Origin of the sequence: Streptomyces sp. NPDC041068, from assembly GCF_040647455.1 — a bacterium.
GTDB lineage: Bacteria > Actinomycetota > Actinomycetes > Streptomycetales > Streptomycetaceae > Streptomyces.
Window position 1 is genome coordinate 314,299 of record NZ_JBEZCG010000008.1, and the last position, 21,021, is coordinate 335,319.

19 protein-coding genes are annotated in these 21,021 nt (G+C 71.7%); 14 read left to right on the forward strand and 5 right to left on the reverse strand.

Annotation, left to right across the window (positions count from 1 at the left end):
• The first annotated feature begins 18 nt into the window (after positions 1 to 18).
• The 10 genes from AB0B50_RS20820 (at position 19) to AB0B50_RS20865 (ending at position 12,471) form a co-directional block, all read left to right on the forward strand.
• Positions 19 to 642: an isochorismatase family protein gene (locus tag AB0B50_RS20820; protein WP_362333609.1), complete on the forward strand. Its 624-nt coding sequence runs from the start codon at positions 19 to 21 to the stop codon at positions 640 to 642.
• Entirely contained in the window at positions 639 to 2,585 is a 1,947-nt protein-coding gene (locus AB0B50_RS20825) for an anthranilate synthase family protein (protein WP_362333612.1), read from the forward strand. Before AB0B50_RS20820 ends, AB0B50_RS20825 begins: the two co-directional genes overlap by 4 nt.
• On the forward strand, positions 2,582 to 3,481 hold the full coding sequence (locus AB0B50_RS20830) for a PhzF family phenazine biosynthesis protein (RefSeq protein WP_362333615.1): 900 nt from the start codon (positions 2,582 to 2,584) through the stop codon (positions 3,479 to 3,481). The genes AB0B50_RS20825 and AB0B50_RS20830 overlap by 4 nt, the downstream gene beginning before the upstream one ends.
• Positions 3,478 to 4,128, forward strand: coding sequence for a phenazine biosynthesis FMN-dependent oxidase PhzG (gene phzG / locus AB0B50_RS20835; protein WP_362333618.1), 651 nt, complete (start codon positions 3,478 to 3,480; stop codon positions 4,126 to 4,128). The genes AB0B50_RS20830 and phzG overlap by 4 nt, the downstream gene beginning before the upstream one ends.
• Positions 4,129 to 4,185: 57 nt before the next feature.
• Positions 4,186 to 5,805, forward strand: a complete 1,620-nt coding sequence (locus AB0B50_RS20840; RefSeq protein ID WP_362333621.1) for an amino acid adenylation domain-containing protein — start codon at positions 4,186 to 4,188, stop codon at positions 5,803 to 5,805.
• 86 nt (positions 5,806 to 5,891) lie between these two features.
• Positions 5,892 to 6,935 (forward strand): 3-oxoacyl-[acyl-carrier-protein] synthase III C-terminal domain-containing protein, encoded by a 1,044-nt coding sequence (locus AB0B50_RS20845; RefSeq protein WP_362333624.1) that lies wholly within the window; start codon positions 5,892 to 5,894, stop codon positions 6,933 to 6,935.
• Between the two features lie 72 nt (positions 6,936 to 7,007).
• Positions 7,008 to 7,346 carry a phosphopantetheine-binding protein gene (locus tag AB0B50_RS20850; protein ID WP_362333627.1) on the forward strand — a complete coding sequence of 113 codons (339 nt, stop codon included), beginning with the start codon at positions 7,008 to 7,010 and terminating at the stop codon, positions 7,344 to 7,346.
• On the forward strand, positions 7,343 to 8,746 hold the full coding sequence (locus tag AB0B50_RS20855; RefSeq protein WP_362333630.1) for an FAD-binding protein: 1,404 nt from the start codon (positions 7,343 to 7,345) through the stop codon (positions 8,744 to 8,746). The genes AB0B50_RS20850 and AB0B50_RS20855 overlap by 4 nt, the downstream gene beginning before the upstream one ends.
• Complete coding sequence (locus AB0B50_RS20860; RefSeq protein WP_362333633.1) at positions 8,743 to 11,748, forward strand: LuxR C-terminal-related transcriptional regulator; 3,006 nt, start codon at positions 8,743 to 8,745, stop codon at positions 11,746 to 11,748. Before AB0B50_RS20855 ends, AB0B50_RS20860 begins: the two co-directional genes overlap by 4 nt.
• A 291-nt stretch (positions 11,749 to 12,039) precedes the next feature.
• Entirely contained in the window at positions 12,040 to 12,471 is a 432-nt protein-coding gene (locus tag AB0B50_RS20865) for a peptidoglycan-binding domain-containing protein (protein WP_362333636.1), read from the forward strand.
• A 93-nt stretch (positions 12,472 to 12,564) separates the two neighbouring features.
• On the opposite strand, the gene AB0B50_RS20870 is transcribed toward AB0B50_RS20865, so the two are convergent.
• Positions 12,565 to 13,569: a YafY family protein gene (locus AB0B50_RS20870; protein ID WP_362333639.1), complete on the reverse strand. Its 1,005-nt coding sequence runs from the start codon at positions 13,567 to 13,569 to the stop codon at positions 12,565 to 12,567.
• A gap of 87 nt (positions 13,570 to 13,656) precedes the next feature.
• Here AB0B50_RS20870 and AB0B50_RS20875 point away from each other — a divergent pair, with 87 nt between their 5' ends.
• Together AB0B50_RS20875 and AB0B50_RS20880 are read left to right on the forward strand one after the other, a co-directional pair.
• Positions 13,657 to 15,039, forward strand: a complete 1,383-nt coding sequence (locus AB0B50_RS20875) for an FAD-binding oxidoreductase (protein ID WP_362333642.1) — start codon at positions 13,657 to 13,659, stop codon at positions 15,037 to 15,039.
• A 125-nt stretch (positions 15,040 to 15,164) separates the two neighbouring features.
• Positions 15,165 to 15,629: a hypothetical protein gene (locus AB0B50_RS20880; protein ID WP_362333645.1), complete on the forward strand. Its 465-nt coding sequence runs from the start codon at positions 15,165 to 15,167 to the stop codon at positions 15,627 to 15,629.
• 725 nt (positions 15,630 to 16,354) lie between these two features.
• Here the strand turns inward: AB0B50_RS20880 and AB0B50_RS20885 are convergent.
• The 4 genes from AB0B50_RS20885 to AB0B50_RS20900 form a co-directional block, all read right to left on the reverse strand.
• A complete protein-coding gene (locus tag AB0B50_RS20885) occupies positions 16,355 to 16,780 on the reverse strand; it encodes a VOC family protein (protein ID WP_362333648.1) in 426 nt (141 codons plus the stop codon).
• A gap of 55 nt (positions 16,781 to 16,835) precedes the next feature.
• Complete coding sequence (locus tag AB0B50_RS20890; protein WP_362333651.1) at positions 16,836 to 17,189, reverse strand: TNT domain-containing protein; 354 nt, start codon at positions 17,187 to 17,189, stop codon at positions 16,836 to 16,838.
• Positions 17,186 to 17,629, reverse strand: a complete 444-nt coding sequence (locus AB0B50_RS20895; protein ID WP_362333654.1) for an Imm63 family immunity protein — start codon at positions 17,627 to 17,629, stop codon at positions 17,186 to 17,188. The genes AB0B50_RS20890 and AB0B50_RS20895 overlap by 4 nt, the downstream gene beginning before the upstream one ends.
• A 138-nt stretch (positions 17,630 to 17,767) precedes the next feature.
• Entirely contained in the window at positions 17,768 to 18,142 is a 375-nt protein-coding gene (locus AB0B50_RS20900) for a hypothetical protein (protein ID WP_362333657.1), read from the reverse strand.
• 216 nt (positions 18,143 to 18,358) lie between these two features.
• Between AB0B50_RS20900 and AB0B50_RS20905 the strand changes: the two genes are divergently transcribed.
• Both AB0B50_RS20905 and AB0B50_RS20910 read left to right on the forward strand, forming a co-directional pair.
• The gene (locus AB0B50_RS20905; protein ID WP_362333660.1) at positions 18,359 to 19,462 is read left to right on the forward strand and encodes a phenazine antibiotic biosynthesis protein; all 1,104 of its coding nucleotides are present in this window, start codon (positions 18,359 to 18,361) and stop codon (positions 19,460 to 19,462) included.
• Positions 19,462 to 20,868: an aldehyde dehydrogenase family protein gene (locus AB0B50_RS20910; protein ID WP_362333663.1), complete on the forward strand. Its 1,407-nt coding sequence runs from the start codon at positions 19,462 to 19,464 to the stop codon at positions 20,866 to 20,868. Before AB0B50_RS20905 ends, AB0B50_RS20910 begins: the two co-directional genes overlap by 1 nt.
• Positions 20,869 to 21,021: the final 153 nt, after the last annotated feature.

Here is a 21,021-nt window from a genome sequence, read left to right on the forward strand (position 1 = left end):
AGGACTGAAGGCGACGCCATGCCCGGCATACCTGCGATCGCGCCCTATGCCCTGCCGGCCGCGGGCGACCTGCCCGGCAACACCGCCCGGTGGACACCGGACCCGGACCGCGCGGTCCTGCTCGTGCACGACATGCAGCGCTACTTCCTCAAGCCTCTCCCGGACGACGTTCGCGCACCCCTGGTCGCCAACGCGGCCGCCCTGCGGGACCGCTGTGCCGCGCGCGGTGCGCAAGTCGCCTACACCGCGCAGCCCGGCGGCATGACCGACGAACAGCGCGGGCTGCTCAGGGACTTCTGGGGGCCCGGCATGCGCCCGCGGCCCGCCGACCGCGAAGTCGTCGACGAACTGGCGCCCGTCGCGGCCGACTGGATGCTCACCAAGTGGCGCTACAGCGCCTTTTTCAACACACCGCTGCTGGAGCTGATGTGCGACAGCGGCCGGGACCAGTTGATCGTCTGCGGCGTGTACGCCCACGTCGGGGTCCTGGCGACCGCCGTCGAGGCGTACAGCCACGACATCCAGACGTTCTTCGTGGCCGACGCCGTGGCCGACTTCTCCGAGCACTACCACCGGCTCGCCGTCACCTACGCCGCCGAGCGGTGCGCCATGGCCGTCACCGCCGAGGAGGTCTTCGCATGAGCGCACTCCATCCCGCCCCCGCGCCGGGGGAGGACGACCTGCTCGACCGGGTCCTCGCCGGGCGCCCCGGCGCCTTCGCCCTGCTGCACCGTCCCCAGGCGGCGGGCGCCGACGTCCTGGACGTGCTCGTCGGCGACGTGTCCGAGCCCGCGACGCTCGCCGACATCCCCCTGCCCACCGAAGACCTGCCCACCGAGGATGTGCCCACGGAGGACCTGGCCCCCGAGGACCTGGCGGCCCCCGGTCCGCGCCACGAGGTCCTCACCCTCATCCCCTACCGCCAGATAGGCGAGCGCGGCTTCGAGGTGCCCGACGACGGCGCGCCGCTGCTCGCCCTCACCGTCACCGCCCAGGAGCGGGTGCCGCTGGCCACCGCGCTGCCACGCCTCCCGCAGGTGGAGACCGAGCTCAGCGGCGTCCACTTCGACGTACCCGACGACGCGTACGAGAAGACCGTGCGGGCCGTCGTCGACGACGTCATCGGCACGGGGGAGGGGGCCAACTTCGTCATCAAGCGCTCCTTCGTCGCCGACATCACCGACTACGGCCCCGACAGCGCCCTGTCCTTCTTCCGCTGCCTCCTGGAGCAGGAGGTGGGCGCTTACTGGACCTTCCTGGTGCACACCGGCGAGCGCGTCCTGGTCGGCGCCTCACCGGAGCGGCACCTCAGCCTCGACCGCGGCACCGCCGTGATGAACCCGATCAGCGGCACCTACCGCTACCCGCCGGGCGGACCCACCCTGCCGGGCGTCATGGACTTCCTCGCCGACCGCAAGGAGGCCGACGAGCTGTACATGGTCGTCGACGAGGAACTCAAGATGATGGCCCGCATCTGCGAGGGGGGCTGCCGCGTCACCGGGCCGTACCTCAAGGAGATGGCCCGGCTCGCGCACACCGAGTACTTCGTCGAGGGACACACCACCCGCGACGTGCGCGAGATCCTGCGCGAGACCCTGTTCGCGCCCACGGTCACCGGCTCGCCGCTGGAGAGCGCCTGCCGCGTCATCAAGGCCTACGAACCCCAAGGGCGCGGCTACTACAGCGGAGTGGCGGCCCTGATCGGCCGTGCCGCCGACGGCTCGCGCGCCTTGGACAGCGCCATCCTCATCCGCACCGCCGACATCGACGGCCTGGGGCGGGTGCGCATCGGCGTCGGGGCCACCCTCGTACGCCACTCGGACCCCGCCTCGGAGGCGGCCGAGACCCGCGCCAAAGCGTCCGGTCTGGTGGCCGCCCTGGAGACCGGCTCCACCCCCGGCTTCGCCGGGCACCCACGGGTGCGGGCCGCCCTGGAACAGCGCAACGACTCCATCGCCGGCTTCTGGCTGCGCGACACGGGTCCCCTGGTGCCTCTGCCGGAGATCGAGGACCGCACCGTCCTGGTCGTCGACGCCGAGGACACCTTCACCTCGATGATCGGCCACCAACTCCGGTCCATGGGCCTGGAAGTGACGGTACGTCGCTTCGACGAGGAGTACAGCTTCGACGGCTACGACATCGTGGTGATGGGTCCCGGCCCCGGCGACCCCGGGGACACCGGCCACCCCAAGATGGCCCGACTGCACGCCGACGTACGCGAGTTGCTGCGCCGCGGCGGCCCTTTCCTGGCGGTGTGCCTGAGCCACCAGGTCCTCAGCCTCGCACTCGGCTTCGAGCTGAACCGGCTCCCTGCGCCCAACCAAGGGCTCCAGAAGGAGATCGACCTGTTCGGCGTCCGCGAGCGCGTCGGCTTCTACAACACGTTTGCCGCCTACAGCCACGACGACAAGCGCGACGTCGAGCCGGTCGGCGTCGTCGAGGTCAGCAGGGACACGGCCACCGGGGAGGTCCACGCCCTGCGCGGGCCGCGCTTCATGTCCATGCAGTTCCACGCCGAGTCCATCCTCACCCAGGACGGCCCGCGCATCATCGCCGCCGCGATCCGGGATGTGCTCGGCGGATGACCCCGATGAACTCGATGAACCCGATGGCCCCGATGACCCCGCACCCCGAGGAGCAACGGATGCATCCCTACGTCGTCGTCGACGCCTTCGCGACCGAGGCGCTCCACGGCAACCCCGTGGCGGTCTACTTCGACGCGAACGACCTGACGGGCAGCCAGATGCAGGGCATCGCCCGGGAGATGAACCTCTCCGAGACCACGTTCGTGCTCAGGCCGAAGCAGGGGGGCGACGCGCACATCCGGGTCTTCACCCCCGTCAACGAACTCCCCTTCGCCGGACACCCCCTGCTCGGTACCGCCATCGCCCTCGGCAACCGTTCGGACGCCGATCAGCTGAAGCTGGAGACCGCGATGGGGCTCATCCCCTTCGAACTCGTACGTGAGCACGGCACCGTCACCAAGGCGTGGATGCGCCAGCCGGTGCCCACGTGGCGACCCTACGAGCACCGCGAGGAACTCCTCGCCGCGCTCGGGGTGCGCGAGACGGCGCTGCCGGTGGACATCTACCGCAACGGCCCCCGGCACGTCCTCGTCGCCCTGAAGAGCGTCGAGGAACTGTCGGCTCTCCGGCCCGACCACCACGCCCTGTCGGCTTTCCCCGACATGGCCGCCAACTGCTTCGCCGGGGCAGGCACACAGTGGCGCAGCCGCATGTTCTCGCCTGCCTACGGCGTCGTCGAGGACGCGGCGACCGGCTCCGCCGCCGGGCCCATCGCCATCCACCTGGCCCGCCACGGTCTGATCGACTACGGGCAGCGCATCGTGATCACCCAGGGTGTCGAGATGGGCCGCCCCTCCCCGATGCACGCCCTCGCCGAGGGCGCGGGACAGCGCGTCGACTCCGTCGAAGTGGGCGGCGACGGCGTCGTGGTGATCGAAGGGACGCTGCGCGTATGAGCGACAACCGGTCGGAGACCCTCACCGGGTCCGTGGACGTCGGCTTCCCCGAGTTCGTGACGCCGCCGCCCGAGCCGACGGGGCTGCTGCGGCACTGGCTCAAGGAGGCGCAACGGCTCGGGGTGCGTGAACCGCGCGCCCTCGCGCTCGCCACCGCCGACGCCCGCGGGCGCCCCTCGTCGCGGATCCTGGTGGCGGGCGAGGTCACCGAGCGAGGCATCGTCTTCATCAGCCACGAGGGCAGCCGCAAGGGCCGCGACCTCGCCGAGAACCCCTGGGCGTCCGGCGTCCTGTACTGGCGCGAGACCAGCCAGCAGGTCGTCGTCGCGGGTCCGGTCGGCAGGCTCTCGCGCGCCGAGACCGAGAAGCTGTGGCAGGCCCGCCCCGTCTTCACACACGCCATGACGACGGCGGCACGGCAGAGCGAACCTCTCGCGGACCTGCAGCATGTGGCCGAACTCCGGGATCGTGCGCGGCAGTTGGGAGAGAGCGGACAGTCGCTTCCGATGCCGGACACGTTCGCCGCGTACGAACTGCGCATCGACAGCGTCGAGTTCTGGGCCAAGGGCACCGACCGCCTTCACGAACGCCTGCGTTACGACATCGAGGGCGACGGCACCTGGCACATCAGCAGGCTCCAGCCGTGACGACCGCATCACTTCGCAGCACCCGCAACCCCACCGACCGCAGATCGCGAGACAGCCATGCCTGAAAGCTCCGCGCCGGAATTCCTCCACACCGGCTTCCGCACCTCGGCCCGGCGCCACCCGGACCGCCCCGCCCTGCGTCTGGCCGAACACACCTGGACCTACGCCGAGATGGACCGCACGGCCCGCATCTGGGCCGCGGCGCTCACCGCCGAGGCGGGCGGCCGGCCACGCCGGGTGGGTCTCCTCGGGCACCGCTCCCTCGTCACCTACGCGGGCCTCCTCGCCGCCCTGTACAGCGGGGCCACGGCCGTGCCGCTGAACAAGAAGTTCCCCGCGGCCCGCAACCAGGACATCGTCGAGCGCGCGGGCCTCGACGTGATCCTCGCCGACGCAGGATCCGTCGAGCAGGCCACCCGGCTGCTGCGCGACGTGGCGGACCCGCCCACGGTGATCCTCGCGGAGAGCGACGAGATACCCGACGGGCTGCCCGAGGGCGTCACCGTCCGCACCCGGGCCGACCTGACGGGGCAAGTCCCCCTCGCGGAACCGGTGTTCGGCGACGGTGCCGACATCGCGTACCTGCTGTTCACCTCGGGCTCCACGGGCCGTCCCAAGGGAGTGCCGATCTCCCACGCCAACGTGGGCTGGTTCCTGCGGGTCAACGCCGATCGGTACGACTTCACTCCGGACGACCGCTTCACGCACACCGCCGACCAGACCTTCGACCTGTCGGTCTTCGACCCGTTCATGGCCTGGCGCAGCGGGGCGCTCCTGATCCCCATGGACGGTCACGAGCTGCTCACCCCCGGCGACTTCATCCGCGACAAGCGCATCACCGTCTGGCTCTCGGTGCCCTCCATGGCGGTGCTGCAGCACCGCCGCGGCCTGCTGGCCCCGGGTAGCCTGCCGAGCCTGCGCTGGAGTCTGTTCTGCGGCGAGGCGCTGCCCGCCTCCGCCGCGCAGGCCTGGCAGGCGGCGGCGTCGCACTCCACCCTGGAGAACCTGTACGGACCCACCGAGGCGACCGTCGCGTGCCTGGTGCACCGCTGGGATCCGGCGGCCACGCCGGAGGACTGCGAGAGCGGGACCGTGCCGATCGGCGCGCCCTACCCGGGCATGGGGGCCGCCCTCCTGAACGAGGACGGCACCGTCGTCGCCGACGGAGACATCGGGGAGCTGTGCCTGCGCGGCGAACAGGTCTTCGCGGGCTACTGGAAGGCGCCCGAGCTCACCGAACGGGCCTTCCACGCGAACGTCCACGCCGACGGCGGCACCCACCGCTGGTACCGCACGGGCGACCTGGCGCGCCGGGCGCCGGGCGGCGAGTACCACTACGTCGGCCGGCTCGACACCCAGGTGAAGATCCTCGGCCACCGCATCGAGACCAGCGAGGTCGAGGCCCACCTGCTGCGGCAGGACGCGGTCGCCCAGGCCGTCGTGTTCGCCGTGCCGGGGGAGCAGGAGGACACCCAGGCGCTCGCCGCGGTCGTCTCCGGCGACGGGATCGACATACCCGCCGTGGAGAAGGTGCTGCGCGCCACGCTGCCCCCGTACATGATCCCGCTCACCTTCCATCCGCTCGACGTCCTCCCGCTGAACAGCAACGGGAAGGTCGACCGCAAGACGCTGCGCGAGCAGGTGATCTCGGGGGAGCTAGAACCGTACCCCTGGTAGGCGGGCGGCGGCCGGGCCGGTCCACGGCCGGGACGCAGCGGACAGAACACCAGCGAAAGCGAAGAGGCACCAGTGAAGGGGCACCAGTGAAGGTCGGCAATATCCATCTCGCGGGCATCGGCAGCCATGTGCCGACGACCGTTCCCGTCCACGACGCGGTGCGCGAGGGACTCCTCGACCGCACCGCCGCCGAGGAGTCGGGCATCATCTCCGTCGCCGTCGAGAGCGAACTGCCCGCGGTGGACATGGCGGTGGCAGCGGCGCGGCGGGCCATCGCCATGTCCGGGCACAGCGCGGAGGACTTCGCCGCGCTGCTCCACGGCGGCGCCTACCACCAGGGCCCCGAGGGCTGGTCCGCGCCGCACTACATCTCCCACCGGACCATCGACCGGCCCGTCACCGCCTTCGAGGTGCGGCACGGCTGCCTGTCCGTGCTCAGCGCGGTGCGCATGGCCGCGGCCCTGCTCGACGCGGAGGCGGACGGCAAGGCGGCGCTGATCACCGCCGCCGACAACTTCTCGACCCCGCTCGTCGACCGCTGGCGGGACTCCGAGCACGTCTTGTACGCGGACAGCGGCTGCTCGCTCGTCCTGTCCGCACGGGGCGGCTTCGCGCGGCTCCTCGCGGTCGGATCCCGATCCGAACCCTCCCTCGAAGCCATGCACCGGGGCGGCATCTCGCTGTTGCCGCCCGAGCGGCACCCGGAGCGGCCGATGCTCGTCGAGCCGCGCCTGAAGGCATGGGCCGAGCGGCCGGGTGCCGAGCCGCTCGACATGATCACATCGGTCGCGCGCTACGGCGAGCTGGTCGCCGAGACCGCCGAGCAGACCCTCGACGAGGCCGGCATCGGCTGGGACGACATCACCCGCGTCGCCCACCTCGGCCTCAACGAGGACGCGCTGCACAACCTGCTGCTCGACCCCATCGACATCGACCCGGTCAAGCAGGGCATCTGGGAGTACATCCGCACCATCGGCCACGCCAGCGTCAGCGACATGGTGCTCGGCCTGGAGCATCTGTGGACCACGGGGCAGGTCGTCGTGGGCGACCACGTCCTGCTCGTCGGTGGCACCGAAGGCATGGAGGCGGGCTGCGCCGTGGTGCGGATCACCGCCCCGCCCTGCGGCTGACGCCCCGAACCTGCCCTTGCCCCCCGAACTCACCGCTGACGCCCCGAACACACCCCTGACGAAAGGCAGCTGATGACCAGCACGGCCAGCACGACCGGCGCGACCAGGACGACCGGCGCGACCAGGACGACCGGCGCGACCAGGACGACCGGCGCCACCGGCACCGCACCGCCCTCCCTGACCATCGACGACGTCAAGGAGACCGTCGCGGAGCTCCTCTCCGTGGCCCCCGACGAGATAGCCGACGACACCGACCTCGCCCGACTGGGCCTGGACTCCATGCAGTTGATGCGGCTCAGCGGCCGCTGGCGCCGCAGCGGGCTGAAGGTCGACTTCGCCACCCTCGCCGTCGAGCCCACCGTGCGGGCCTGGGCCCGGCACCTCGGCGGGCAGGCACAGGCCGGCGCATGAGCACGGCAGCAGCGGTGCGACAGCTCGAGGACCGGGTACGAGGCCGGGTGCTCCTGCCGGGCGAGGGCGGGTTCGACACAGGGTGCGCCGGTTTCCAGACCGCCTACCGGCACCGGCCCTCCGTCCTTGTACGGGCGGCCTGCGCCGAGGACGTCGCGGCCGCCGTCGCGTACGCCGCCGAGCGCGGGCAGCCCGTGGCCGCCCAGGCCACGGGGCACGGCCTTGCGCTTCCGCTGGACGGCGGCGTACTCATCAGCACCGCCGACCTGACGGCGGTCACGGTGGGCGCCGCCGGCACCGCGTCCGTCGGAGCCGGCACGCGCGCCGCCCGGGTCGTCGACGCGGCGGCGCGCTACGGCCTCGCCCCGCTCAACGGCTCGTCCCCGACGGTCGGTGTCGTCGGCTACACCCTCGGCGGCGGACTCGGCCTGCTCGCAAGGCAGTTCGGCTACGCCGCCGACCACGTGCGATCCGTCGACGTCGTCACCCCGGACGGCCGCGCGCGGCACGTCACGGCCGACAGTGACCCGGAGCTGTTCTGGGCCCTGCGCGGCGCGGGCGCCAACTTCGGCGTGGTCACCGGCATGGAGCTGGAACTGGTCCGGGTCACCCGGATCTACGGCGGCGAACTCGTCTTCGACGCGGGCCGCGTGCCGGGCCTCATGGAGACCTACCGGAAGTGGACCGCCGACCTGCCCGACGAGCTCACCTCGTCGATCTCCCAACTCGCCTACCCCGATCAGCCGGGACTCCCGGACCGGCTGCGGGGGCGGTACGTCACGCACATCCGGATCGCCTACACCGGAGACGCACGTGACGGCGCGGACCTGGTGGCGCCTCTGCGCGCGGCCGGGCCGCGGCTGAGCGACACGGTCGCGGAGATGCCGTACACGGAATGCGCTGCGATCTACAACGACCCCGTCCGCCCCCACGCCTACCTCGGCGACAACGTGCTGCTCGGCGAGTTCGGGCCCGAAGTCGCCGCCGCCGTCGAGGAGTTCGCGGGCCCCGGCGCACCGGTGCCCTGCGTCGTCGACATCCGGCACCTCGGGGGCGCCCTCGGCCGGGAGCCCGAGGCGGCCAACGCGGTGGGGCACCGGGAAGCGGCGTGCCTGGTACGGCTGCTGACCCCGCTCGCGGGAGACGGCGGGAACAGCGCCACGGCGCGAGCCGTGCACCGCAAGTTCTTCGCGGCACTGGAGGCGGGCCGGACCGGGCGCTTCCAGAACCTCGTGTACGGAGGATGCGAGGACGCAGCGGACACGGCACCGGCCGAGGACTTCTGGGAGCCGGAGGCCTACCGGCGGCTGGTCGCGCTCAAGTCCCGCATCGACCCGGACAACATGCTGCGCGCCAACCGCAACATCGCACCCGCCACCAGGACGAGGCGCTCCGCATGACCGCACCGCACCGCACCGAGCCCTGGCCCCTGGTGAACCGGGAGGCCGAGCTGAAAGCCGTCGAGGCGCGCGCCGCAGCCGGCCGGTCCAGCCTGATCGTCGGGGCGGCAGGCACCGGTCGCACCCGGCTGCTTCAGGAGGCGCTGCGCCGCCTGGAGCGGGAGGGCGTCGCCGTGCACCAGGTGCACGACCTGGGAGCGCTTCCTGTGCTCCTGGAGCGGCACGCGGCCGCCGCCGGGACCGCCAGGGCGGGGCTGCCCGTGGTGTTCGGCGTCGACGGCGTCCACCTGCTCGGCGAGGAGCTCGCCGCCGGCCTGGCCGAGCAGGTACGAGAGGGGCGGGTGCTGCTCCTGGCCACCGCCCCCGCCGGGCTCGCCCTGCCCGCAGCCGTCCACGAGCTGCGGCGCGCACGTCTCGTCGGCGAGGCCCGGACCGCCGCCTTCGACCTTGCGGCCGCGGTGCAGGCGCTGCGGGCCCGGCTCGGCTCCCACGTCGCGAGCGATGCCGCGGCGCGCCTGTGGGAGGCCACGGGCGGCAACCCGCTGCTGCTGTCCGAAGTCACCGAACAGGCAGTCGGGGAGGGCACGTTCCGCCCCGTGCGGGGGCTGTGGCACTGGCAGGGGGAGATGCCCGTACGGCAGCCGCACGGCCGGGTGGCCGGGGCGGCCCGCCGTCTCCTGGAGCCGCTCGACGGGGAGGAGCGGGAACTGGTCGCGACGCTGGCGTTGACGGGCCCGGTCCCGGGCCACTTGGGCAGGCTTCCCCAGCTCGCCGCGGCTGCCGAGCGGTTGAGTCACAGAGGGGTCGTACTCGCCGAACAGGCGGGCGGCACCCTCAGGCTGTGCCTGGCCCAACCGCTGTGCGGCCAGGTGGCGGTGGCAGACCTCCCCGAGCCGACGGCGCAGGCACTGCGCCGACAGCTGGCCGACGAACTGGAACGGCTGGCCGCGGCGGAGAGCGGGGCAGCAAGGAAGACGGGGGAGGGGCGGTGCGCTGACGGCGGGGGGAGTTCTCGGGGCGGAGTGAGTTCCTCGGGTAGAGCGAGCCCTTTGGGCGGAGCGAGCGCTTCCGGCGGGGTGAGCTGCTCGGGTGGGGTGAACGTTTCGGGCGGAGCAAGCGCCTTGGGCGGGGCGAGTCCCTGGGGCGGGGCGAGTCCCTTGGATGGGGTGAGTCCTTCTGGTAGGGCGAGGCGTTCTGGTGGGGTGAGTTCCTTGGATGGGGTGAGTTCTTCTGGTAGGGCGAGGCGTTCTGGTGGGGTGAGTCCCTTGGATGGGGCGAGTTCCTCTGGCAGGGCGAGCCGTTCTGGCGAGGCGAGTCTCTCGGACGGAGCGAACCCCGCTGGCGGGGCAAGCCTCTCCGCCGGTGGAGCCGCCCTGCTGCGCGCCGCGCGTCTGCGGATCGAGGCGGGCAACACCCCGCCCGCGGCCCTGCTGTATCCGGCCGCCGAAGTCGCCCTGCGCTGCCATGACTTCGGCTTCGCCGAGCGACTCGCGCGGCTCGCCGTCGGCCCCGGGGCCAACCCCGCCGCCGACCCCCGGGCCACGCTCCTGCTCGGCCGGGCCCTCGCGGGGCAGGGACGTGCCGCCGACGCCGAGGTGGTGCTCGCGGGCACCGACACCCGCTCGCCCGAGGCGCTCCGTGCGCGGGTGCGCAATCTCGCCTGGGGACTGCACCGTGTGACCGATGCCGCTGCCCTCGCGACGCGTGCGTCCGGTAGCGCGGCCCGCGCCCAGAACAGCGTCGTGGACCTGCTGCGGGACCACCTCGGCGACGTGACGACCACCGGCGATGCCGTGCTGCGCGAGACGTCGGGCTCCATGGCGTCGCCCGCGCTCCAGTCCTGCTCGCCCCTGGCCGCCTTCGCCCACGTAGAACTGGGCAGGCCCGAGCGGGCGTTGACGCTGCTCGACAGCTGCCGCACCGTCGCGGGCTGGCAGGAGGAGGCACGGCACACCCACCACGCCGTGCACGCCCACGCCGCCCTGGCCGCCGGGGACGACGTCCGCGCGCAGGCCGCTCTCGACAGGCTCCGCGCCACCGACGCCCCCTATGACCTGAGCCGCCGCCTGCGCGCCGACGTGTTGCGGGCCGCGCTGCACCGCGCCGCGGGAAGGCTGCCGCAGGCGCTCGCGCTGTTGCGCCGGGCCGCCGCCGTGCGGGACGGCCGGGACTGGTTCATCACACGCCCCTGGGTGCTGGCCCAACTGGCCGCCGTCCTGGCCGAGTCAGGACAGTCGACGGAGGCGACACGCACCCTGATCGAGGTCCGCCTGGCGGCCCGCGACGTGCTGCCCTACCCCCTGGCCGACGACCACACCGCGCTGGAGGAGGCACGAGTGCTCGGCAGATCCGGTGACGTACCGGCCGCCGTACGCCGTGCGAACGAGATCGCCGTGCGTGCCGCCGAGGCACAGCGGAACGCCACCGCCCTGGCCGCGCTGCACCTGACAGCACGGCTCGGCGAGGCGGCGCAGGCCGCAGCGCAGGCGGCACAACTGGGCCTGGTGGACGCGGACGATACGGGCGTCGGCCCTCTGCACACCCTGCGCGCGGCCCACATACACGCCCTGGCCCGCCGCGACGCCGACCGACTCGACGACCTGGCCGAGCAGTTCGCCGCACTCGGCCGCCACCCGCTCGCCGCGGAGTGCGCGGGTCAAGCCCACCAGATATGGCGGGACGGCAGGCGCTACCGCAACGCTCAACTGTCCCTCGCGGCCTGCCGAGGCCGTCTCGACGCCTGCTCCGGGGTGCCGCTGCCCGCACTGCCGACCGTCACGGGCGGTCCGATGCCGGACGCGGACCCGGCCACATTGACCACCCGGGAACGGGAGGTGGCCCTGCTCGCCACGTCCCGCCTGACCAACAGGGAGATCGCGCACCGTCTGACGGTGTCGGTCCGCACGGTCGAGAACCACCTCTACCGCGTCTACACCAAGCTGCGCGTCACCTCACGCGCAGGCCTCGCCGACCACTTCGGGCCGCAGCTCACGCACAGCTGAACCAGCGTCGTACAGGGCCGGACCCGGGGCATCCCGGGCCCGGCCGCGGCATGTGCCGCCGGATCCACGGCGATGGGCAGATCCTCGGACGGCGAACCGGGCCCACAGTGACAAGCTCCACGACGGCTGCCGTGGTGGCGTGACGTCGTCGGCTCCTACCGCCAACGTTTACCCGTCCCTACCGCCAGGGTTTACGCGAATCTCCAACCCTCGCCTCACGCACACCCCGCGTGGCCTCACTAGCCTCCTGACTCGACCGACCGACAACGCAACAAACGGGGGATCATGCTTATGTCCATACGTCTGCGCGGCCTCGCCGCCTCCGGAGCAGCCACCGCCCTGCTCACCACCGGACTTCTCGCCACCGGCGCCACCGCCGCGCATGCCGCGACTCCGGTGTGCACCAAGACCAAACTGATCACCAAGGGCGCCTACTACGCCGAACTTCCCGTGTCCGCCGGCGGCTCGACCACGTGCCAGATGGGCCCCGGAAACACCAGCAGCGCCGTCAAGCAGCTCCAGTTCGTCCTGACGGTCTGCCACGGCTTGGGTGCGGGAGGCAGCGACGGCATCTACGGCAACGGAACGCGAGCGGACGTGCGCACCGTACAGAGGGCAGCCGGTATCAACGCCGACGGCCTCTACGGGCCGAACACCCGGAACATCATCAAATGGCGCTGGTACGGCACCAGCAACGAGACGCCGAAGTGCGCCAAGCTCTGAGGCGCACCTGGCACGGCAGCGCCCTGTCCCTGGCGGCTTCGGTCTCCGGGGACAGGGCGTCACTGACGACGACCGCAGGTGTGTCAAGGTTTCTCAGGTGTGCCCGTCCCCGTACATCCCCGCCAGTTCCGCCACAGCCCACGCCACCTCGCCCACCGCCTCCGGAGGTTCGAGCACCTCCACGTCCGTGCCGAACTGCAGCAACTGGCATACGGCGGCAGGCACCGGATAGCGCAGCTCGGCCGTCACCCACTCGTCCTTCTTGCCGTCCGCTTCAGCCCCGCCCTCTGCGGACTGCCCGGAGTCCTCGATGCGGCCGACGAAGTGCGAGGTCGTGATCCGCTCCAGCATGTCGATGCGGACGCGGCGCACCCGCACCACGACCCGGATCCCCGCGGGGCGCTCCTCCACCCCCTGGCGCAGGTCTTCCCACACCCGCGCAAGCTCCGTGCCGTCCCGGCGCCGCACCGCCTCCGCGGTGACGGTGGCCTCCTTGATCCGGTCGGCGCGGAACAGCCGGGGCACCGCCTCGTGGTCGGCGACCAGATACCAGTCGCCCGCCTTGGAGACCACGCCGTACGGATCGATCGTGTACGTCTTCAAGGAAGCGCTGCCGCTGTGCCGATAGGCGATGCGCAGGCGCCGGTCGGCGAGGACCGCCGTGTGCAGGGCCTCCAGGTCGACCTCCTCGCGTCGCCTGGCCAGCCAGCGTTCCGGGTCGATCAGGACGCGGCGGCTCGTCTCCTCGGCGGCGGGCCGGTGCGGAGCGGGCAGCGCGCTCATCATCTTGCGCAGCGCCGAGGCCAGCGCCCGGTCGAGTCCCAGGTCGGAATGGGCCCGCTGGCTCACCAGGACGAACAGCGCCCGCGCCTCGTCGGCGGTCAGCCCCGTCATGTCGGTGCGGAATCCCGGCAGCAACCGGATGCCGCCGTACTTGCCGCGTTCGGCATAGACCGGGATGCCGGCCGCGGACAGCGCCTCGACGTCCCGGTAGACGGTGCGCACCGACACTTCGAGCCGTTCGGCCAGCTCAGTGGCCGGAACCAGGTCGCGCTGCTGCAGCAATAACAGGATGGAGAGCAGTCGATCGAACTTCACCCGAGGAGTCTCTCCCATACCTGTCGGCCGGTGTCAGGTTTGAGCCTCATGCTCATGGGCGCTGGACGAAGCAGAACGGAGAAGACAGTGAAGCACGCAGACATTCGACAGCTCGTCTCCCAGGTGGAGGGCCCGGTACTGCTCCCCGAGGACGAGGGGTACGACGAGGAGCGCACCGGCTTCAACCTCGCCCTGCGGCACCGGCCCGACGTGATCGTCGGTGCCTCCCGCACCGAGGACGTGCAGGCGGCCGTCCGCTTCGCTGCCGAGCGCGGACTGCCGGTCGCCGTACAGGCCACCGGCCACGGATACTCCCTTCCCGCCGAGGGCGGCCTGCTCATCACCACCGGGCGCATGGCCGGCGTACAGGTCGACCCGGAGCGGCAGACCGTCACCGTCGACGCGGGCGTCCGCTTCGAGCAGGTGATTCCGGAGACGGCGCCGCACGGACTGGCCCCGCTCAACGGCTCCGCTCCGCACGTCGGCGTGGTCTCGTACGTCCTGGGCGGCGGCGTCGGCCTGTTGGTGCGCACCTACGGCTACGCCAGCGACCGAGTGCGCTCCCTGGACGTGGTCACCGCCGACGGCAATCTGCTCCACGTCACCCCCGAGACCGAGCCCGACCTGTACTGGGCGTTGATCGGCGGCCGGGACAACTTCGGCATCGTGACCCGGCTCGAGATGGGCCTGGTCCCCGTGGCGACACTGTTCGGCGGTGGCCTCTTCTTCGACGCCGAGGCGGCCCCCGATGTCCTCCAGGCCTATGTGCGCTGGACCGAGGACCTTCCCGAGGAGATGAACTCCTCGGTGGCGCTCATCCCCTTCCCCCAGGACCCGGACGTGCCCGAGCCGATGCGCGGACGGCACATCTACCACGTACGCATCGCCTACACCGGTACCCCCGAGGACGGCGAGCGCCTGGTGGCGCCGCTGCGCGAGGCCGCGGGCCCGGTCCTCATGGAGGTGCTGCGGGAGATGCCGTACGCGGAGAGCGCCTCGATCCACGACGATCCGCCGGTGGCGGCACCGTTCCTGCGCGAGGTCGCCCTCTTCCGCGACTTCGACGAGGACGCGGCCCGCACCGTCCTGGAGCACGCGGGTCCGCAGGCACCGCTGCCGGTCGTGTTCGAACTGCGCCACCTGGGCGGCGCGTTCGCCCGCGAGCCCGAGCACCCCAACGCGGTCGGGCACCGGGACGCGCGGTATCTGCTGTCCGTGGTCACCCTGCTGTTCGGGGTCACCGAGGACGACACGCGCCCGCTGCTGACGCGGCTCTTCGACGCGCTGGAGCCCCGTTCGACCGGGACCAGCCTGAACTTCATGGGGCACGGCGAGAACGCGGGCGACAAGCAACTGCGCGCCGCCTACGCCCCGGCGGACCTGAAGCGGCTCGCCGAGCTGAAGGCCAAGCACGACCCGGAGAACCGCTTCCGGCTGAACTACAACATCCCGCCCGCCTCCGGCAACTGATCGATCGCTGCCCCAGCTCCCCTCCCGGCGGCACATCCCCCGACCGCCGGGAGGGGCCGCGGAGCCTGCCTCAACCGCCAAGTCCCGTACGGCTGTTCAGCCAGCCATCACTGTTGGAGTCACCGATGGACAACCCTTCCGCCTCTTCTTCCCTCGCCGGTCTCGGTGCGCCCGCAGCCCTCGACGCGGAGCAGGACGGCGCCACCGTGCGCACACTGCGCCGGGTACTGACCCTGGACGCGGTCGGCATGGCGGTCGTCGGCGTCGGCTACCTGGCCGCGGCCGCGCCGCTGAGTGACCTGTTCGGCCCCGGCGCCGCGCTCGTCGCGGGGGTCGGCGGTGCCATGCTCGCCGCCGGAGTCGGCATCGGAGCCGTGGCCCGGCGCCGACGGCTCACGGCCGGCGCCGTGCGTGGTGTCATCGGCGGCGGCGCCTTCTGGATCCTCCTGAGCCTCGCCACACTGGCCTTCGGTTGGCTGGAACTGACCACGGCGGGTCTGCTCTGGACGTGGCTGCAGATCGCCCCGGTCGCAGTGTTCGCCACCTGGCAGACGCTGGTGCTGCGGGCCCATCTGCGGTCGACTTCGTGAGGGACGGCTCGGCTCCTGACCTGCGAGCGGGTTCCGACGATGCCGCCGCAGTCGGAAACCCCGGTGGGTTCGCCCCGGGCAGGTCGGCCAGGATGAGCTTTCCAAGCGATGGGGGAGGGCCCTGGGGTGAGCTATCAATTGCAGGCAGTGATCGCGGGAGACGAGTTGCTCCGCGCCGCGGCACGAGACGTTCCCGGCGCCGGAGTGGCGCCTCTTCGCCAAGGCCTGTCGCTGATGCCGATGACGGATGAGGCCTTCGACTCCGATACGGACGGCAGCGCCGAGGGGGCTCTGGGCTTCTGGCGGCTGCCGAAAGACTTCGAGGGTCTGCTCGCTCTAGTGGTCCGCCTCGGGTCCGGTCGCCTATGTGGAGGCTGAGTACTTCGGAGGCGTCGGCGAGCAACGAGCTGCCGTCTGGGCGCACAGGACACTGGTGTTGGGGCCGCTGGACGAACCGACGAGGAGCGGACTCTCGCAACCAATCAGCCCGATTTCGCAGGCCCTTCGGCGCCTCGGCGCGAGAAAGGGCCTGAGCCGGGACGAATTCGAGGCCGTGGGATTGAACCGCCACCGAAGCAACGACGGTTGGATCTCCGCAGGTGCGCCACGACTTCCGTAGCCGGGAGGAGCCCGGTGCCAAGGCCACCGTGGGCTACCAGGGCACCGGATCGTTGATCCCGCACCGCCGGAGCAAGGGAAGGGCGACCGCGTTCACATCGCCATGCTCAGTCGATGCAGAACTCGTTGCCCTCGATGTCCTGCATCGGGATGCACGAATCGGTGCCGTCGTACAGCGTCTGCACGTGTACCGCGCCGAGCGGGACCAGCCGTGCGCACTCGGCCTCGAGGGCGGCGAGGCGCTCTTCCCCCACGAGCCCGGTGCCGACCCGCACATCGAGATGCAGCCGGTTCTTGGCGGCCTTTCCTTCGGGGACGCGCTGGAAGTACAACCGCGGGCCCACGCCTGAGGGATCAACGCAGGCGAACGATGAATCCCGCTGCTCAGGCGGCTGCGAACGCTTGAACTCGTCCCAAGTGGCAAAGCCCTCCGGCGGCGGTATGACGTACCCCAGTACCTCGCACCAGAAGCGGGCGAGGCGCTCTGGTTCCGCACAGTCAAAGGTGACTTGGAACTTCTTGATCGAAGACATCGGCGTACGGTAGCAGGGGACTTGGCCACGCACGGGACAACCGCAGGGCTGATCGTCACCGCGCAGGTTCCTCGCGGATGTAGCCCTGGTCGATGAGCCACTGCACCGAGATGCCCTCCGGGAGCATGAACTGCGTTCCGCCCCCGGGCTGTTCGAACCAGGGAGCGACCTTGCCCGCCTGGATGAAGCCGTACTTTTCGACGTCCTCCTGCGTCCAGGGCCGGATCCAGCTGTACACGTGGTACCCGCACCCCACGTAGAGGGGAGGCAGGGACCGCTGGGCGAACGGCGTCCCCTCGGGGTGCGCGAACCTACCCAGAGGACTCCCGAACCGGTCCCACACCTCCGCTTCCCCCGCCGACCGTGCCTGCTCCTGCTCCTGCTTTCGACCGCGCCGCCACAGCCTCACGACCGTCCCTCCACCGGATAGGCGTCCACGTCCTCGATGCGCACTCCCGGACACTGTTGCGGGATCTGTGCCCGGAACCTGTCCGCCCACTCGGGCCGGACCAGCTTCATCAGCTGGACCTGTCTGGCCAGCCACCCCACCCGGGTGTCGCCGCAGCCGGGCAGCAGACCGCGGTGGTCGAGCTCCCAGCGGGAGGCGGCGTCGCGGGTGGTGTGCAGCGCCGCCCAGTACAGAAACTCGTCCAGATCCTCGGCTGTGCGGCGCTCCACCACCTCGTTCCGCTCCAGCACCACCCAGTGGACGGCGCCGTCACGTACTTCGGCATGGGGGAAGCCGGCATCGGGCGGGCCGTCGCCGACGACGTCCGCGCCATCGAGCCCTTCGATGCCGGACAGCATGCCGCGGACGGCGGCGTAGACACCCTCGAGAGTTGTCGTCATGTAGACGATTATTACAGCAGGTGCGGGCCCCGGCGGTGTGGACCCCGCCACACGGCAGCTGGCGCGCACCTGCTTCGTCCCTGGTCCGCGGCTCGCAGGCCAGCCATCGAGGCCTACGACGAGCTGTGGTCGGCGGGATCAGAAGGTCTCTTCCTCGCTCGCCCCGCCCTCGTCGGCCCCCAAAGCCGGCCCGAGCCCACTGAACGAAGGCAGCCCGTGCCCGCCTTCGACCGTTGCCTCCACGTCGAACCACTTCCGGAACTCCAGCGGAAGGCCGATGAGCTCACCGGCGCTGCGCGGCAGATGAGGGCGTGCCGCCAGGGCCGCCTCCTCGGACTCCCACAGGAGGACCGCGCCCCAGCGGTTGGTCTCCGGGTCGGAGATCCAGAACTTCAGGAGCAGTCCCGGCACCTTCGACCAGTTCTGCTCGGCCTCCTCGCGCAGGAAGCCGCGCAGCGATCCGGCGTCGTGTGCGGACTCGGTCAGATCCCACCAGGCGATCATCGCTCTCATGTACGCCACTCTAGGAACCCTCGCCGCGGCCGGGCATGGGTACTCACGTCCTCCAACAGGCCGCGCCGGCGCGGCAGATGAGTAGTCGATGCCCCTGTGGCGTGCCGTGCCCGATGCTCGGGTGCCGTCGGATGTGCAATGACGTACGGACGTCACAGGCGTAGAGCCGCACATCCGACTGGGCCTACTGGCACGGACGTATGAGAAGGAGGACACGTGGCGCGCGCCGATCTGTCGATTCTGGACCTGCCCCACGATGTGAGCCCGGACCCCGACGACCTGGTCCGGGCCGCGATGCGGTGGCACTTCGGCCCCGAGACCGGTTCCCCGTTCTGGCTGAGGCGGGCGGCTGACCTGGACTTCGATCCCCTGGCGGACGTCAAGAGCTACGACGATCTGCGGCTGTTCCCCAATGTGGCGGCGGAGTTGCGCGATGTTCCCGCCGCCGACCTGGTGCCCCGCGGCTACGGCGACAGCCCCGATGTCGTCGGCGTCTTCGAGAGCGGCGGCACGACCGGCGCTCCCAAGCGTGTGGTGTGCCCGCGGGACTGGCTGGAGAAGCTGGTCGGCTGGTCCAACGCCAACCTGGACGTGCACGGCTTCCCGCGCGGTGCGGACTGGCTCGGGCTTACCCCCTCGGGCCCGCACATCGTGGGCGAGATCTTCCGCCGCTCCGCACTCACCCACGGCCGCCACGGCTTCCAGGTCGACCTCGACCCGCGCTGGGTCAAGCGGCTGATCGCCGACGGCAAGGGCGCGCAGGCCGACGCCTACGCGGAGCACGTCATCGACCAGGCCGCGCATGTCCTGCGCACCCAGCCCATCGGTGTCCTCACGGTCACGCCGCCGCTGCTCGAACGCATCGCGCAGCGCGAGGAGTTGGTGGAGATCATCAACGACAAGGTGAAGGCGATCCGCTGGGGCGGTACCCAGATGGACGCCGACACCGCGGCGCTCTACTGCAACGACATCTTCCCCGGCGTCACGCTGTACGGGCACTACGGCAGCACGATGATCCTCGGCATCGCGGGCCAGCGGCACGGCACCCCGCTGGGCGAGCCGTGCGTCTTCGACACCTTCTCGCCCTGGATCACCTTCCAGGTCGTCGACCCCGACGACCCCGCCGAGCCGGTGGCGTACGGCACCCGCGGCCAGGTCGTCATGCACCACGTCAGCAAGGCGCTGCTGCTGCCCAACAACCTGGAGCGCGACACCGCGATCCGCGTAGCGGCGCCCGAAGGCCGGATCGGGGACTCGGCGGCGGGCATCGCCCCGGTGGCACGCTTCGAGGACCGGGCCGTCATCGAGGGGGTCTACTGATGGCCCCGGAATCCGTGTCCCCGGAGCCTGTGTCCGTAGCTGCCGAACCGCGGCCCGTCATCGACGCCTTCGGCCCCTCGGGCCCCTACCGCACGCACCACCGCGAGGACGTCACCGACGTGACCGGCGCGGTCATGGCCGAGATGAGCCTCGCGCCCGCCTTGTTCGTCAACCGCACCATGAAGGCCCTGCACGCCGCCGGGCCGCTGCCCGCCACCGACCGGGCCGCCGCGCTCAGCCGGGCCGCCGAACTCTTCAGGACCGGCACGCTCGGCGGACTGACGGTCCAGGAGTACGAGGCTGCCGTCACCCGCGTCTCGGGGTTGCCGATCGGCGTCGTCCGGATGGCCACGCAGACCTGCGCGGACCGCGTCGAGCAGGCCTACCGCGGTGTGCAACTGGCCCGCCCGCACGGCGCGGTGGCCGACTGGCGCGACCCGCTGGTCCGCACCGGGCAGGCGGTATGGACCCGCCGCGGCGAGGTCCTCGCCGTACACGTGCCGGGCAACCACCCCGCCACGCACGGCTTCTGGCCCGAGGCCCTGGCGCTCGGCTACCGGGTGGCCGTACGGCCCTCGCGCCGTGAGCCGTTCACGGCGCACCGCCTCGTCCTGGCCCTGCGCGAGTCCGGGTTCGGCACCGACCATGTGGCGCTGCTGCCCTGCGGCAACGAGGTGGCCGTCGCGCTCGTGCAGGGTGCCGACCTGGCGTACGGAGGCGACGAGGTCATCCGCCGGTACGCGGACGATCCCGGCGTGCTCTCCATGCAGCCGGGCCGCTCAAAGGTGCTGCTGACCGCGGACTCCGACTGGCGCGACCATCTCGACATGATCGTCGACTCGGTCGTCCGGCATGCCGGCACCGGCTGCGTCAACGCCACCGGCGTGCTCGTCGAGGGTGACCCGGCGCCGCTGGCCGGTGCCGTCGCCGAGCGCCTCGCCGCGCTGCCGAGCCTGCCGCCGCAGGACGAGAAGGCATGTCTGCCGGTGCAGTCGGTCCAGTCCGCGCGGGCGCTGGAACGGTACGTCCTGGGGCGTGCGAAGGGCACCAGGGCCTGGCTCGGCGGAACCGGATTCGTCGACGAACTCGGCGACGGCAGCGCGGTGTTGCGCCCCGCCGTCCACCAGGTCGACTCGCCCGACGCGCCGCAACTGGGTGCGGAAGTCCCCTTCCCTTGCGTATGGGTGGGCTCCTGGAGCCGCGCGGACGGCGTCGCGCCGCTGCGGGACACGCTCGTCCTGACGGCCGTCACGGGCGACGAGGCCCTGGTCGACGCCCTGGCAGCGGAGCCGACGATCAGCAACCTCCACGTGGGCCGGGCCACGCACTGGCATCGGCCGGGGCTGCCGCACGACGGCTATCTGGGGGAGTTCTTGATGCGCAGCAAGACGCTCGTACGGATCTGAGCCCGCGCAGGGGGTCTCGTGCGCGGTGCGACGGCTCGTGCACGGTGCGACGAGCTCGTACGCGGCCGTACGAGCTCGTGCCCGGCCGTGTGCGCTTGCTTAGCCGTGTGTGTTCGCGTATGGCCGTACGTGTTCGCCCACGGCCGTACGCGT